Origin of the sequence: Haloarcula sp. 1CSR25-25 (assembly GCF_032027985.1) — an archaeon.
Lineage (GTDB): Archaea > Halobacteriota > Halobacteria > Halobacteriales > Haloarculaceae > Haloarcula.
In genome coordinates this window covers 1-13,387 of record NZ_JAHYBW010000014.1, presented here as the reverse complement: position 1 = coordinate 13,387, position 13,387 = coordinate 1, and the positions used below count along the sequence as shown (strand labels likewise).

The 13,387-nt window shown below is 52.9% G+C and carries 22 protein-coding genes and 1 pseudogene; 22 read left to right on the top strand and 1 reads right to left on the bottom strand.

Annotated features, from left to right (window positions below; genetic code table 11):
• Positions 1 to 499: 499 nt before the first annotated feature.
• The 14 genes and pseudogenes from KZ498_RS23830 to KZ498_RS23770 all read left to right on the top strand — a co-directional run bounded on the left by KZ498_RS23830 (position 500) and on the right by KZ498_RS23770 (position 8,199).
• Complete coding sequence (locus KZ498_RS23830) at positions 500 to 1,495, top strand: ParA family protein (protein WP_312622136.1); 996 nt, start codon at positions 500 to 502, stop codon at positions 1,493 to 1,495.
• Positions 1,492 to 1,968, top strand: coding sequence for an acyl-CoA dehydrogenase (locus KZ498_RS23825; RefSeq protein ID WP_312622135.1), 477 nt, complete (start codon positions 1,492 to 1,494; stop codon positions 1,966 to 1,968). Before KZ498_RS23830 ends, KZ498_RS23825 begins: the two co-directional genes overlap by 4 nt.
• A 130-nt stretch (positions 1,969 to 2,098) precedes the next feature.
• Complete coding sequence (locus KZ498_RS23820; RefSeq protein ID WP_312622134.1) at positions 2,099 to 2,755, top strand: hypothetical protein; 657 nt, start codon at positions 2,099 to 2,101, stop codon at positions 2,753 to 2,755.
• 28 nt (positions 2,756 to 2,783) lie between these two features.
• Entirely contained in the window at positions 2,784 to 2,957 is a 174-nt protein-coding gene (locus KZ498_RS23815; RefSeq protein WP_312622133.1) for a hypothetical protein, read from the top strand.
• Between the two features lie 417 nt (positions 2,958 to 3,374).
• Positions 3,375 to 3,686 carry a hypothetical protein gene (locus KZ498_RS23810; RefSeq protein WP_312622132.1) on the top strand — a complete coding sequence of 104 codons (312 nt, stop codon included), beginning with the start codon at positions 3,375 to 3,377 and terminating at the stop codon, positions 3,684 to 3,686.
• Positions 3,687 to 3,689: 3 nt separating this feature from the next.
• Positions 3,690 to 3,929, top strand: a complete 240-nt coding sequence (locus tag KZ498_RS23805) for a hypothetical protein (protein WP_312622131.1) — start codon at positions 3,690 to 3,692, stop codon at positions 3,927 to 3,929.
• Between the two features lie 49 nt (positions 3,930 to 3,978).
• On the top strand, positions 3,979 to 4,407 hold the full coding sequence (locus tag KZ498_RS23800) for a hypothetical protein (protein ID WP_312622130.1): 429 nt from the start codon (positions 3,979 to 3,981) through the stop codon (positions 4,405 to 4,407).
• 133 nt (positions 4,408 to 4,540) lie between these two features.
• A pseudogene (locus tag KZ498_RS24830) lies at positions 4,541 to 4,645 on the top strand (AN1-type zinc finger domain-containing protein); the annotation flags it as partial.
• A 552-nt stretch (positions 4,646 to 5,197) separates the two neighbouring features.
• Positions 5,198 to 5,779, top strand: a complete 582-nt coding sequence (locus KZ498_RS23795; protein WP_312622129.1) for a CAP domain-containing protein — start codon at positions 5,198 to 5,200, stop codon at positions 5,777 to 5,779.
• A gap of 65 nt (positions 5,780 to 5,844) precedes the next feature.
• Entirely contained in the window at positions 5,845 to 6,024 is a 180-nt protein-coding gene (locus KZ498_RS23790; protein ID WP_312622128.1) for a hypothetical protein, read from the top strand.
• On the top strand, positions 6,021 to 6,317 hold the full coding sequence (locus KZ498_RS23785) for a hypothetical protein (protein WP_312622127.1): 297 nt from the start codon (positions 6,021 to 6,023) through the stop codon (positions 6,315 to 6,317). Before KZ498_RS23790 ends, KZ498_RS23785 begins: the two co-directional genes overlap by 4 nt.
• A gap of 130 nt (positions 6,318 to 6,447) precedes the next feature.
• On the top strand, positions 6,448 to 6,714 hold the full coding sequence (locus tag KZ498_RS23780) for a hypothetical protein (RefSeq protein WP_312622126.1): 267 nt from the start codon (positions 6,448 to 6,450) through the stop codon (positions 6,712 to 6,714).
• Between the two features lie 17 nt (positions 6,715 to 6,731).
• On the top strand, positions 6,732 to 7,517 hold the full coding sequence (locus KZ498_RS23775) for an N-6 DNA methylase (RefSeq protein WP_312622125.1): 786 nt from the start codon (positions 6,732 to 6,734) through the stop codon (positions 7,515 to 7,517).
• 19 nt (positions 7,518 to 7,536) lie between these two features.
• Positions 7,537 to 8,199, top strand: a complete 663-nt coding sequence (locus KZ498_RS23770) for a hypothetical protein (protein ID WP_312622123.1) — start codon at positions 7,537 to 7,539, stop codon at positions 8,197 to 8,199.
• Here KZ498_RS23770 and KZ498_RS23765 read toward each other — a convergent pair.
• Positions 8,191 to 8,712, bottom strand: coding sequence for a hypothetical protein (locus KZ498_RS23765; protein WP_312622121.1), 522 nt, complete (start codon positions 8,710 to 8,712; stop codon positions 8,191 to 8,193). The two genes, KZ498_RS23770 and KZ498_RS23765, sit on opposite strands and share 9 nt — an antisense overlap.
• 71 nt (positions 8,713 to 8,783) lie before the next feature.
• Here KZ498_RS23765 and KZ498_RS23760 point away from each other — a divergent pair, with 71 nt between their 5' ends.
• The 8 genes from KZ498_RS23760 to KZ498_RS23725 form a co-directional block, all read left to right on the top strand.
• On the top strand, positions 8,784 to 9,287 hold the full coding sequence (locus KZ498_RS23760; protein ID WP_312622120.1) for a hypothetical protein: 504 nt from the start codon (positions 8,784 to 8,786) through the stop codon (positions 9,285 to 9,287).
• Between the two features lie 86 nt (positions 9,288 to 9,373).
• Positions 9,374 to 9,658: a hypothetical protein gene (locus KZ498_RS23755; protein ID WP_312622117.1), complete on the top strand. Its 285-nt coding sequence runs from the start codon at positions 9,374 to 9,376 to the stop codon at positions 9,656 to 9,658.
• 17 nt (positions 9,659 to 9,675) lie between these two features.
• Positions 9,676 to 10,161, top strand: a complete 486-nt coding sequence (locus tag KZ498_RS23750) for a hypothetical protein (RefSeq protein ID WP_312622116.1) — start codon at positions 9,676 to 9,678, stop codon at positions 10,159 to 10,161.
• Between the two features lie 239 nt (positions 10,162 to 10,400).
• The gene (locus tag KZ498_RS23745; RefSeq protein WP_312622114.1) at positions 10,401 to 10,874 is read left to right on the top strand and encodes a hypothetical protein; all 474 of its coding nucleotides are present in this window, start codon (positions 10,401 to 10,403) and stop codon (positions 10,872 to 10,874) included.
• Positions 10,875 to 10,942: 68 nt separating this feature from the next.
• Positions 10,943 to 11,341 carry a hypothetical protein gene (locus KZ498_RS23740; RefSeq protein WP_312622113.1) on the top strand — a complete coding sequence of 133 codons (399 nt, stop codon included), beginning with the start codon at positions 10,943 to 10,945 and terminating at the stop codon, positions 11,339 to 11,341.
• Between the two features lie 110 nt (positions 11,342 to 11,451).
• Positions 11,452 to 12,585, top strand: a complete 1,134-nt coding sequence (locus KZ498_RS23735; RefSeq protein WP_312622112.1) for a hypothetical protein — start codon at positions 11,452 to 11,454, stop codon at positions 12,583 to 12,585.
• Positions 12,586 to 12,613: 28 nt separating this feature from the next.
• Positions 12,614 to 12,976: a hypothetical protein gene (locus tag KZ498_RS23730; protein ID WP_312622111.1), complete on the top strand. Its 363-nt coding sequence runs from the start codon at positions 12,614 to 12,616 to the stop codon at positions 12,974 to 12,976.
• A 65-nt stretch (positions 12,977 to 13,041) separates the two neighbouring features.
• A partial coding sequence (locus tag KZ498_RS23725) for a helix-turn-helix domain-containing protein (RefSeq protein WP_312622109.1) occupies positions 13,042 to 13,387 on the top strand: 346 nt, incomplete at its 3' end.

Genomic DNA, 13,387 nt, shown 5'->3' with positions numbered 1-13,387 from the left:
TTTCATTCCAGCCCCTCCGTTCCGCTGGCAAAAGTAACGTGCCTGAGGAAGTCGAAGTTGATCCACGATTCAATTGTCACAGTGAGACTCTATAGCCTTCGACTAATCTGTGCCAGACGCCTGTTACAGAATATATAGCCGGATCTCGAATATCTGGTATAGCATACGGTTACAGACACCTGTAACAGAAGCTTGTTACAGATGACATGGCCGCTCCAGAATATCTGGCATAGCTGACAGTTACAGATACCTGTAACAGACACTTGTTACAGTAGAGTTAGTCCCATCTGGAATATCTGGTATAGCATACAGTTACAGATGTCTGTAACAGATGTATATGGAGCAATGGGGAGCGGCATTTTGGCTGAATAGTTTGAAATCGCAGTAAGGAAGCGGTACTGACAGCTATCGCAATCGTCTGTAACAGGTATCTGTTACAGACATCTGCCCTGAGTGTCTGACACAGATTTATGAGAGAGCATGTTATAACACGCACTATATGATTACGGCCGTGGTGTACTCAGAGTCCGGCGGGACGTACAAGACGACGATGACGGCCAACTTAGCCGTCGCACTTGAGCGGATGGGGCAGAACACACTCGTTCTGGATTTCGACCCACAAGAAGGTAACCTGACCAGCCTCTTCGATGCCGGCGAGCAGCGTAGCGACCCAGACGCGGACAATCTGGTCAAGCACATCTTAGACATGCCCGACGGGGAGTTCGAAGATCTCATCGAGACGACTGAAGAGGGCGTCGACATCATCCCGAGTCACGACATGCTCGGTGACTTCACGTCCAACCTAGAGCAGAAGATATCCTACGAGACGGGGATGCAAAACATGTCCCGGGAGGAGTATCCCCGGTTCGAGCTACTATACGAACTCCTCTGGGAGAAACAGGCACTCCACGAAGAGTACGACGCAATCCTCATTGACCCTAACGCCCGTGCGGAGGACTTGCTGTATAACGCTATCTTTGCCCTTCGGACACTCGTGGCGCCGGTCAAGCCCGCGGGCAAGGGGAACCTGAGTCTCGATGGGCTGGAAGAACTAGTCGGCAACATGGAGACACAGCTCGACATCGAGATCGGGCTGTCATGTGTCGTTCCGTCGGGGGTCGGCCAGACCAATGCCCACAGACAGTACCAGCAACAGTTCGAGGATACGGCTGAGTTCGCCACACCGGTGACGATTGGCGACCGCGAAAGTCTCATGGACGCGATGTGGGAGGCGAGAGGGTCTGCGTTCAAAGTGGTAGAAGAGCGCTGGAAAACCTTTGAGAGAGACGGCAAGATGGTCAGCGAGGCTGGCCAGCGACGTGTCCGTGACCGAGAAATCGACACACTAGAGAAACTCTACGAACTGGCTCGCTTCATCGCGACGGAAACATTCGACGCCGAGATTGACCCCATCCTCGAACTGGATATCGACGGCCACGACAATCATCAAATCAATCTTGAAGAGGACGAGCCAACGGAGGCGACAACCGCATGAGCAATTTCAAATCCGGCTCCGGGGACCTCGACTTTGGGGATAGTGACGACAATGCCGACGGTGGCGAGGCGGCGGCTGAAGAAGACAAGAGACAACACCCGTCTACGGGCAGTCAGTCCAAGACAGCCGAGGGGAATGATTCGACGGCGACAAAGACCAACTCGGCAGACGCGTCCACCGCGACGTCGTCGGATGCCGAGGCAGTTTCGGAAGATGAGTCCTCCACTCCGAACTATCCATACTTCGTTCGTCGGAGCAACGTCGGTGACGAGCGTGACAAACGCATAGAAATCCACCTACGGGAGGAAGTCGCCGAACAAGAAGCGGCGTTCCGAACCGCACTCGCAGACGAACTCGACACGGATGAAGTCGCGAAAACCGACGCTCGGGAGTTCGCCCTGCTCGCTGCGTTCCAAAACCCCGAGAAGGTCGCCGAATTGATGGAAAATCAAGGCTTCGGCGCATTGGATTGAGTAGCCGTAACGGTCTGTTTGCGTTTGTGCGTATAGTCGAGTAACACGTCGGTTCTATTTGCTAACCAACACAGAGCCAGTGGAAGCAATTGCCAGCGTATTCAGTGCACCTGCTATCCCGAGGCTGATTATGAGCATTCAAGAAGGAGGCTACCACGTCGAGGGATTACATCAGGTCCATGAGGAGCTGGATGAGCAAATCACGAAGGCAGAGCAGCGAATCCAGCAGTGGAACGAGTATCAAGAAGCCCTCTCAGAGATTGACGATGCAATCGCCCACTTCGATTCCGTTGCGTGTGGCACCCTGAAGGTAAACGAACGCGAAGGAACGATTGTCGCAAAGATTGCTGCCCCACAAATTGGCGAGCGACTACGGGAACTCCACCGGGAACACGACTGGGACTCGATAGAATTCAAACATCTCCAAGATGTGGGCGTCTTCCAGGTGAAGATGGAGATGAGCACTGAAGGAATGCTTGCCCCAGACGCTGACAGGACCCCTCTCGGCTATATCGAGGAGATCAAACACAACGTCGAAGAAGGTCTCCGTGCGACAAGCATGGGGGAAATCCAAGACGCCGAATCAGCCCTCAACAGGTTGGTTGATATCGGTCGGGAAATGCAGCAGGACCCTGACGGTAGCGTCTCAAACCGAGCAGCCGAGGAGCTTGAAGGGACTGCACGTACACTGCTTCAACAACTTGATGACGGTGACATTGATCAGGTCGAAGACGGTCTGCGGCACATTGACCGTCTGGAGTTCATCGTAGGTGATGGCAGTGTCTGATATCAGTTCTCTGGTCCCTGGAGATAAAGTGCAGTCGATTCTCACCGGGTACACGTACACTGTCGACAATATCGACGAAGCCGAAGGGGAAATACAGATGGAAGGCCAGCCACCAGTCTCTATCGACGCCCTCCAAGAGGACATCGATGAGGGTCGATTGCGGGTACTCGCTGCGAAGTCCGATTCAGACTCCATCCCGTAGAAAAGTCCCGAAGAGAGCGCTCAAATTCTGTTTCCTACCCGGCATCCGGTATATTACAATGGCAAGTACCACCACCAGACAGTCCACCGTACCGTTCCAGTCCCCGAATGGGTTTCACCGGTCTTCTGAGGCCCCAAATGCGCTCACTGCGTCTGTCGCCGATTGTTTCAAACACGACGGGGGGCAAGGCCAGATCGTAATTAAGAAACTCCAAACAGTTGACGGCGAGAGTTTCTGGCAAGTGGAACGCTGGCTATACCGAGACGGCAACTTCTGGAGAGAGGCCACCTTCGCAGAACAAAGCCGTAGTGAAGTCCACGAGCGTGTTTGCGAAGAGACGAACATCATCCGTCGTTGAGAGAAAGCCAGTCGCTCAGACGTGCTGGATTGTATTCAGTCGGGTGGCCGATGCGACCTATGGCAACTAGAGTTGACAAGGGCTACTACAAGGTCGGACGCATCGAAGTGAAACGAGGTGGACCACGGCCGAGAAACTGTGGTACCTTTGGAGTGATCTTAGGCGAGCGAGCAGAAGAACTGGGGCACCTAGAATGGATGTCTTTCTGTGAGGGCTCGCTAAAGACGAGCAAATGGTTCGCGTATCGAATCGGACCGGGCGACAACGGAACCGGGACGCGAACTGACCTTCTGAAAGCCTTCGACACGAAATCCAACGCAATCGACTATCTCACCAAGCGCTACGGTTCAAAGTTCGACGAGGAGTTCTGATTCATGCCTGAGGATAGTAGCAAACCCGGTGAGGAGAAAGAATATGTCGTCTATTCCTACTACGAGTCAACGCTCGGCTTTTACGAGGAACTGGCGGCAACTTCCCCAAGGGACGCCGTAGAGAAAGCCGTCAAACAAAGAGACCAAGAGAACTTATTACCCATCAAGGAAGGCTATCAATCTGAAAAGGGCGGATTTCAAGCGATTCGGAAGGAGAACATCCACATCTTCCACCACCAGTGAAGCCGGGTTGAGACTAGTGGTGTGTATTGAGCGCCAGTTGCACTCGTGTATGCCAGACTCCAATGCCCCCGCTGACACGGGCTCTTCGCAGCACAGTAGGGAGAAAGGACAGCAATCGGATGACGTCGCAGAGCACACCTGGACCGCGATTTCATACAATCGACCGCTCACACGTCAAGCCCGTCGAGCTCTGACGGACTGTGAGATACTCGAAGAACGACATCCTCAGGAACCAAATCGGTGGTCCGAGGTCGACGTCGACGAGCGTCCGCCTGATGAGCTGCTAGAAAAACACGAGCTACATCTGGAAGACCCGACAGGCGGCAAAGAACCAACTGCGGTCTACAAGACTCCCGACGGCAAGCGAGTCGAAGTGTTTGACGACGCGGTCTTCACCAACGGTTCAGAAAGCACCGTGAGTCCCGAAGAAGCCCGAAACGTAGCTAAACAGAGCGGATGGGAGAAAGTCTCCGAGTGAGAGCGAGAGGCAGAGAGCAAAGAGCGCATCCGACACAATATCCGTATGAGCCTATCGAAGAAGGAGATTTTATTAGTTGATGAAATAACCACTTGCTCACACTTATTTACCATTCCAAGAAAGAGATTGTACTATGGCCGAGTGTGAGACCTGTGGGGCCACCGACGAACTGGTCCATACATGTAACCATTGTAGTGGTAGGTTCTGTCCGAAGCACACACTCCCCGAGAATCATAACTGCCCCGCGCTACGGACTGACAATCTCGAGTCTGGAGCGTATGAGAGTGATGAGGACAATTCAGAGGTTGGCCCAGAAACAGGCTCACGGGGATCGCCTCGGATAGTCGATGAAAAACCGGATTTCAAAACAAGTCCCGATGTGGCGATTGATGGGTCTGTATCAAGAAGTTCAAACACCTCAAAGACTGATGATCCACCCCAATCCACGACGGGTCCGAGTGGCTTCCGACGGGTGAAACGGGCCTTCACTGGTGGATTTGTCTCACAGCAATACCGGGGGACATGCCCACACTGTGGAAACTACGTGTCGGAACGTGGAAATACAGGTGCTGCTGGTATTCTTGAGTGTCCCAACTGCGATTGGCGGGCCGGATACCCAGTACTACGGCATCTAACGCATCGAATACACTGGAGGTTGTGGAAGCGCAGGACGCTCAAATCTGTCAAATTTGCACTGGTCCTGATAAGTCTGTTCGGGTTAGTCGCTGTATTCGGGACTGGAATTGCCCCGGTAGATGCTGCTGCAGACGGTGTAATCAACGCGACTGGATTGAGTCAAGATGCAGACCGCGCCGGAGCCGCAGTTGCGGGGTTTGCTAACCGCACTGAGCAATCAGACGCATCGAAGGCGGCCGAACCAGACTCCAGTGATGGCGGGGGTTCAATCAATGAAACCCGGGTCGAAATTCTGATACATGAGTATATAAATCAAGAACGTAACGAGGCTGGTCTGCCCTCCCTCGTTTACAACGACGAACTCAACAGCATCGCAGACAACCACAGCGAGGATATGGCGACACGATCGTATTTTTCCCACGAAAATCCGTTCGGCAACGGCGTTAGCGACCGATACGCCGAGGCGGGCTATGAGTGCCGGGTCAGTACCTCTGGCAACAGCTATGCCACCGGCGGAGAAAATATCGCCCAAACGTGGGTATTCAAGCGCATCGACACTGGACAGGGGACTCAGTACTTCACTTCTGAACGTGAGCTAGCACGCGGGGTCGTCAACCAGTGGATGAACTCATCCAGCCACCGGCAAAATCTACTTCAAGACTACTGGGAGTCCGAAGGAATTGGAATAGCCATCACGCAAACAGGAAAGGTCTACGCCACACAGAATTTCTGCTGAACCACGAATCGCTCTCAGAACAGTAGCAGCGGACGTATTCAGTTCTTGGCCAGTGTGGAATATAGATGCCAGAGTCAGACTCCAAATCCAACCGCCGGAAAATAGCCGTTCTCGAACTGACTAACGAACCGAGCAGTGACGAGATCGCGTTCCTCATCGACGATACGATTGAAAAGCACCCAATCACGGCCGAGTCAAATCAAGACGGTACATACGATATTTTTCTCTTAGAGGATGCCGAATGACGGTTGATGACCATTATCTCGATGGAGTATATTACGACGGGGAAAACGGGTCCTTCGTGAAAGTGAGACAGCCCAAAGGAGGTGAAGGGGTGGCAGCAGAAATCATCTCACCACCTCAGCCCGATGTAGAACCAGTCCCGTTGGGTGATGACGAGTGGGAAAGTCTCAAAGCGAACCTCCTACCAGTTCCGGAGAAAGCCATCGAATCGCCAGCAGCCTACTACGAACACGTTGTGGAAACCCTCCGCCGTGATGACCACCAGTTCGATGTAGGGTTCATGTACGCTGACTGAATCCCGGATTTCTGTCTGAACTTTTTCGAGAACCATTCAACCCCTCAAATCGCTGGGAGGGCAGTGGGCCCGCTACAGAGGTCAGATATCACTCACAGAGTGTTGGGTTCGAATCCCAGTCCCAGCCGTTATGCCAAGTAATACAGACGAATTCGCACTGGCTAGTCTCGATGTCAACGATGTATTCATACACCCAGATACCGGTGAAGAAGCCATCCTGATGGACTGCAAGCAGGTGGGAGAGTACAGTAATTCAGTCTGGGCGTACGGTGATCCAGAAACGGGAGCGTTCCAAGGGCTGATCGAGGATGGTGGTATGCCAATTGGCGACTCTGTCGAAGTGACTTTCGTGAGGCACGCAGGGGCCGGTACAACGCAGACGAGTGCGGAAGCATAAGGGACTCAATTTTTATCATGGCCACAGACACGTCCAAATCAGCGGCACCAGCAGGTATTGACTGTAGCCCGATCATCGAACCCCTGGAAACCATCGAACGCCGTGGATTCAGCCGCCACAATCTGTTTCGAGACTGGCTGGAGTTGATACTATACGCATTACAGCGGGATGATGATGCCTACTTGGCGACACTTGAAAAATACAAATCGGAGAAGTCTAGGGAAGAGGGGAACCGGAATGCAGACCTATTTTCTGAGTCGTTCGGACATTTGATGCGGCTCACACAGGAATCGAATCTCGATGTCCTGGGCGATGTATACGAAGAGTTCGGGATGAACAGCAATCACTTCGGCCAGTACTTTACACCTCACCCGACAGCGAAGATGCTTGCCCGTTTCGACGTCGACGACTCTCATGGCAACCCTCCAGTCAGTATAGCAGATCCAGCATGTGGTTCTGGCCGATTGCTGGTTTATGCAGCAAGAGAAATTGACGAAGAAGTGTGGGCCTTCGGCCAAGACCTCGACGAGATGTGTGCGATGATATCGGCAATCAATTTCACCCTGTTCAACCTCAACGGCATCATTATCCAGGGGGACAGTCTCAAGCTCACCAAGCATAGAGCATGGCAAACAACCAATTCCGGACTCGGCGGGAGCATACGTGAAATAGACCCTGAGCAATGTTCAGTACACGAAGACGCTCTCCGGGCCGCAAGAGAAGATGCCCAAGAAATAGAGGCCAACGAGGAGCCGACCGTTGCCGACCTGACCGGCCAGGCCGACATCAGCTCGTGGACCTAAGAGACACAGAAGCTCAATCATGACCAACAAGAACACTTGGGATACTCGCCCACTCCCACCCGCGGTGCGAGAGTGGGCAGACGACGTTTCGGGGTACCTGACTGATCTCTATGCAATCACCTGGGAGAAGGAAACAGCTGCTCGCAAGGATGCGGACTGGGAGTTTTATCAGAGCGAAAAGAGCCACGTACTAGACCAAGACGATATCAATTGGGTAATCGAAGGGTCCGAAAGGACAGTCGTGTACATAGGGAGAGCATGGGATGGGAAGACACTCTTTGATGATAGAGCGGGAGTCGTCGTAAAGTTCCAGTCCAGCGTTGAAGCCACTGAAAATCCGAGTGCAGTAGCGAACCGACAGGCCATCGAAACGTTCACAGAAATTTGCGAGAGGGAAGACGGAGACCTCGTTTCACCACTCTACAGCGCCGCAGAGAACGGGAGTTGGATTGCCCAGCAGTACGCAATCCCGATTAATCCCCCACGTACCGAAGATGCCGCTCCGTACGACTGGATTCGAGATGACCCAGATAAGCAGTTGCGAGAAAAATTTAAGCAAAAATGTCAGCAACGCGGTCTCTCAGTGAACACTTCGCGTGGGAACGTAGGGGTCAATCAAGCGGGAGAAGTAGTGCTGACAGACATAGGAGGACATACGTCCTACGCGTCCAAGTCAGGTTGACTCCGATTGATACCCTTCAGCAATTCGTACGGTAGTTGACTCGGTGATAATGCCCGGGTCCCTTTTCGACGGTCCCGTGACAACAAGTGGGACTGGGGGGCTGTCATCCGTGACCTGGAGTGGAACGACACCGCCGAGTCGGACAGCCCTTGACTCCAGTTGTCGCTTAATATGCTGAACTGCATCGCCCCCGAAATTGTAATTTGCATCGCGGTATGGTATCAAAAGGACCCTATCGAGCCCATCAAACGATGCTTCCGCCAGGGTAACAGTATCGCCTATCTCAACTTGGGAATTGTACCGGGTGTACTGGTCGATGAAAATCTCATCCTGTTCCCAATCCGCTCTGTCAGCCCTCCACACAGTCACAAAGGTTTCTGTCTCGCCAGATATCTTGATATACTCGCCTGTTTTGACACCAAGTTTGAGGAGAGTTTTCGGATCAAGACGGGCTACCCCTCGTCCCTCGTCCTCGGGGTAGTTGTCTGCCACGATACGCTTGACTTCACCCATAGAAAATTGTTGGGCTGGACGTATTAAAACCGTAGACTAGCGGGTATTCAGAAGCCGTGCCTGAGTGAAGCATGATACGAAAAGGCGAGAAGTACATCGTCGAATCTCGAGAGGAGTTCATCGACCGGACGAAGTTCTCGAAAATGGATGCGCTAGAGGCGAATGGCGTCAACATCATCGAGATCGCCCAAGAGTCTCTACCCGATACCGAGCCCATACCGGATGATATCAACGACGTTCCAAAATCCGTCATTCACGAGTGTTTCGCCGAACTGGATGGAGTCATCCAGCCCACGCTACAGGCAGACACCGGAGAATGGGTTCATCTCTACGATGGAATAATTCATACCATCATCAATCTTCATCCAGAAGAGAAGCCAATTTGGGCCGAAGGAAAGGTTACGCCTGAAGGCATCAGCACCTCACTGTACCAAGAGAACGGTGATCAGCCAGCGCTTCTAGACGAATACTGGGTCACGTGGTCCGAGCTCATCGATGGAGACGAGAGTTGGGCCAGTTTCCAAGACGTCAATATCGACACTGAACGCTTCGAGCTTCAAGGAACCGGACAATGACTCAGCCAGAACACCCCGCTACCAGTGACACTGATCGCGCCGACGATTCGAAATACTACAGGATTACAGATGTCGCAGCACCCGATGTGGGCAATGCAGTATATTTCAACCACCCGAACATGGGCTGGTGTCCAGTCCTCGATGTCCTCACCGATATCGAGAACGACAGTGTCGTGATTGCGCTCGGAGACACCGAAACCGGCGCTTACGCCGACCTCATCAAGACGTTCTACGGCGAGTACGCTGACGTCATCGTCAGTTTACCGAAAGCACCCCAACTCGTCAAAAACTACCCTGACTCCCAGATCGAACCTGCCGACCACCTCGTCGAAGACCTCCCTGCAGACCCGCCAGGGGCGCAGAACGTCTGAACACCCGCTTCGAAAAAATGAGTACTAAGAACACCGCAACCCAAGATCTTGAACTCGGTATCGATGCATACGCCGGCGACGAAACCTCAACAGCTGACCTCCTACTGAATCTGGAAGGCCGTGCTGTCCACAGATTCACTGAGGGGACTGGGAAACACGCTGGCACCGCGCTCATGGCCGTCGAACTTCCGACAGGGGAAGGGCTCGGAGTGCAGGTATCGATGGATGTGGATACCTCTCAGGCAGAGGTCCATCCAATCGCGTCGCAACAACATGACGGTTCCTGGGTCGTCGACCCGACCACTGAAAAGTGGACGCTCGACAGTCTTGAAGAGCCCTGCCCGGAGTCCCAGATAATCGGTGTTGCTCAGAAAGACATCATGGACCCGGACAACGCCCGCGTAGCTGTTATCCTCGAATCCTACCTCCATGACTCACCGTACGCGCTTGATATCCACATCAATGATAGCGGCGGGACAGAGTTCTTCGAAATTGAACTCTGAAGCCGCAAAGGGATGGTAAAGTTTGGGGGGTGACGGACACCTCAAATGGGGTTCGAAAGTGTCCGCACTCCCACGGTATTCCAAGGAATAAAAAACATTTTTCGGTTCTATATTTTCGTGAAAAAGCTACACTGTACAGCAGTTATTTATTTGATATAGTGTGTAAACAAAGAAATTTGTTATTTGAATAACCCGAATATAGGGTAATTTTAACTGTCATAACTAGAGTTGTGATACTAATGAGCGAAAGTACAACTGGAGAGTCAGAATGGAGTCGGAATACAGATGTTCCATCGGACAAGGGCGGGAGTACCCACCAAGAGGGGGTGATCGAATACGAGAATAACAGCGAATCCTGGGAAGGCTGGCAGTTCGCCCCCGGAGAGGTCGTCGCAGCGATACCGGGAACCACAGCGTTTGACCCCGAGTCTCAAAGAAGTAAGATACACGACCAAGAGAATCTCTGTCGGGTTGGTAGACGGGTGATTGATGCAGAATCGGGATTTCGCTGCTACCTCGTTGAATATCTCAACACAGATCGGTTGCAGTTGGAACTGGCGGGTTCCTTTCATGAGGAATACCGTCGGCTGGGTAGTCTCCAAAGGCAGAGCATCGACCACATTCTTGAAAAGTATCACATAGGAGAACATAGCTCTGACAGCGACGAAGAGGGCCTAGACTGGGACTTCGATGATGGAGATGAACAAGAGTAGGTAAAGCGGGTCGCTACTCTTGGAAGTATTCAGTGGGACTGGCTGGTCCGAGTTGTTCTCAACAGCACATGACCGCCAAACCACTACACACTCACGGGAAGACGCATCTCTTCGGCGGCTCCTTCGAAGAGTACGCCGCTCAACAGCTCTCCCCTAGGGCCGATGTACTTGTCGCCTCCCAGAGCGAGAAATATCGGTCTGCAATTGTCGACGAAATTCGCAGCTCGGACAATTTCTCAGGCCACGTAGAGTGCTACGGAGGGGACCAGAGTGACATTCCATTCGAGCCAGATACGTTCGACACTGCCATCCACTTTAACCCCAGCCGCGGAATCCTCCAACGGCACACCCCGCTCTATGAGATGGTGGCCGCTGTGCGCGAACGCGGAACGATTGTTTACCGAGCACCCAACTATATAGCGCAGTCAGATTCAGCGTCGGTTGGAGAGGTGCACGTTATCGGCTGAGGCAATCACGGCGATCCCGTCGTTGCAGCGACGTTCGAGGTTACGACTCCAGGCGACCCCCGGAACGAAGAACAAACCGAAAGCAACGAAACGACTTTTTCAGACTTCATATGACCAGCAAACCGAAAAAAGAGCATCAGTTCACCTCGTCGTGGCGGTGGCCAGATGCCTTTGAATCATGGGTAGAGTCCATGACGAATGGATTCACGGTCAACGTCTGTGCCGGGCTCTCCACACTAGGAGACATTCGCGTTGATCTGATGTCGCCGCCTGAAATTATTGGACTTCTCCAAGACGACGACAAAACATCGCTATCCGATGCTCGCGAGGTTTGCTCAGACCTGCTTGACGGGCAGTACATCGGGAGGGATGTGATTCAAGAATTGTACGAATCGTCTGCTCCGGCCACCCACGAGCTCGCTGACCTGATTGACACCAGTGGTTGCCTTCGGGTCGACGTATTTGACGACAGTCAACTCCCGATCGACGATAACACGGCTGACTGGACTATTTGTGACCCGCCCTGGAAGTCGCTCCCAAAAGAAAGCAGGCAGCGCCTCTTCGACGAACTCATCCGGATAACAGACGCGGGCGGGCATATCCTATTCAATGCCTGGTGGGTCCCGACGTCCGAATACACCACTCTTGACCAGATCCGGTTGCGACGAGACGACGAGCGCTACGGCATGGGGACGCCGAATATCTCATACGCCAGCATCCATACTGTCCACCCGTCGTCTCACACCGCTCGGTATCTCTCGCAGACATTCACCAACCGGGAGTACGCCCCTGAGCCGTCGTGCCTGAAAGAAACGATTGAAGCCGAGACTGCATACCGATTGGAGCACATCGAGGGAGTGGACCACACTGCCTACGATATTCGTGCAGTTGGACCGGATACATCACAGCGATGCCCGCACTGTGGCTGTGCAGACCTCTCGCTAGTCGCTGACAACGCGGAATTCGACAGCGGCGGCTGTGACACACTCTATGAATGTGCGAACTGCGAGTATCCTGTGTCTCAGCACGAACTCGACTTAGTTGCCGAGGGTGAAATTCAACAGGTCCGCTACGAACACGGGTGGTCAGACATTTCGCCCTGTCAGCTGGAACGAGTTGACCCACGCGAGCCAACAGCCGAGATTATCGCCCAACTCGAATCTGAACCTGGAATTGAGGCAGGCGATGCTGAGTCGTACTTGAAGACCGCACTCAGTAATTCCAGTAGAGCCCCCGCGAGGTGACTGTGGGTTCGAATCCTACACGGGGAATATGGGCACGCAAGATGCTCAACCAGATACCGAACAGAATTCAGACAGTACACTCGCCATCGCGAACTATGACGACTTGGATGTCCTCGAATCTGGAGGCCACCACTACCTCACCGGTCCAAAGTCGGCGTGGGAGCAGTTAGAGCGAGCCGCGAAGGATATGCAGGGGAAAGCAGTCGAGATTCCAGAAGACGACGACACTGTCGAAATAAACCGTAATACGCTACAGTCACTTCTGGAGTTGGTCTATATGTACCGAGGTGACAAGCGGGTCACTCACAACGCAGATATGAAAGAGCGGTTCGACGTCGTTCACGTTGTTGAAGACAGTCTCCGAGTACTAACCAACAAAATGAGCCGTTGAGAGGCTTTGTTGGTTAGCTATAGTAATCGTTAGAACTTTTTGCCCGTAGTACGTTGAGTGATCTAATGGATCATCTTGACGAGATCTCCGTCAAGGAACTTCAAGACGCTCTCGAAAACGTGGACGGAAACAAGCCGACACAACGGTTGTTAGCGGCAATCGCCTACAAAAATGGCGTCACTCAGACCGAACTTGCTGAGTGGCACGACACCGGTCGAAGAACGATCTATAGCTGGCTCAAGCGACTCGACACTGACGAGTCGCTTGAGCAGGCTGTAACTGACGATAAGAGAACTGGTAGAAAAAGAAAGTTATCAGATTCAGAGCAGCAAAATTTCCAAGAGACTGTTCACGAACCGCCCGAAAAAGCTGGGATCGACGCGCCGGCGTGGACGCCGGCGCTCGCTCAAG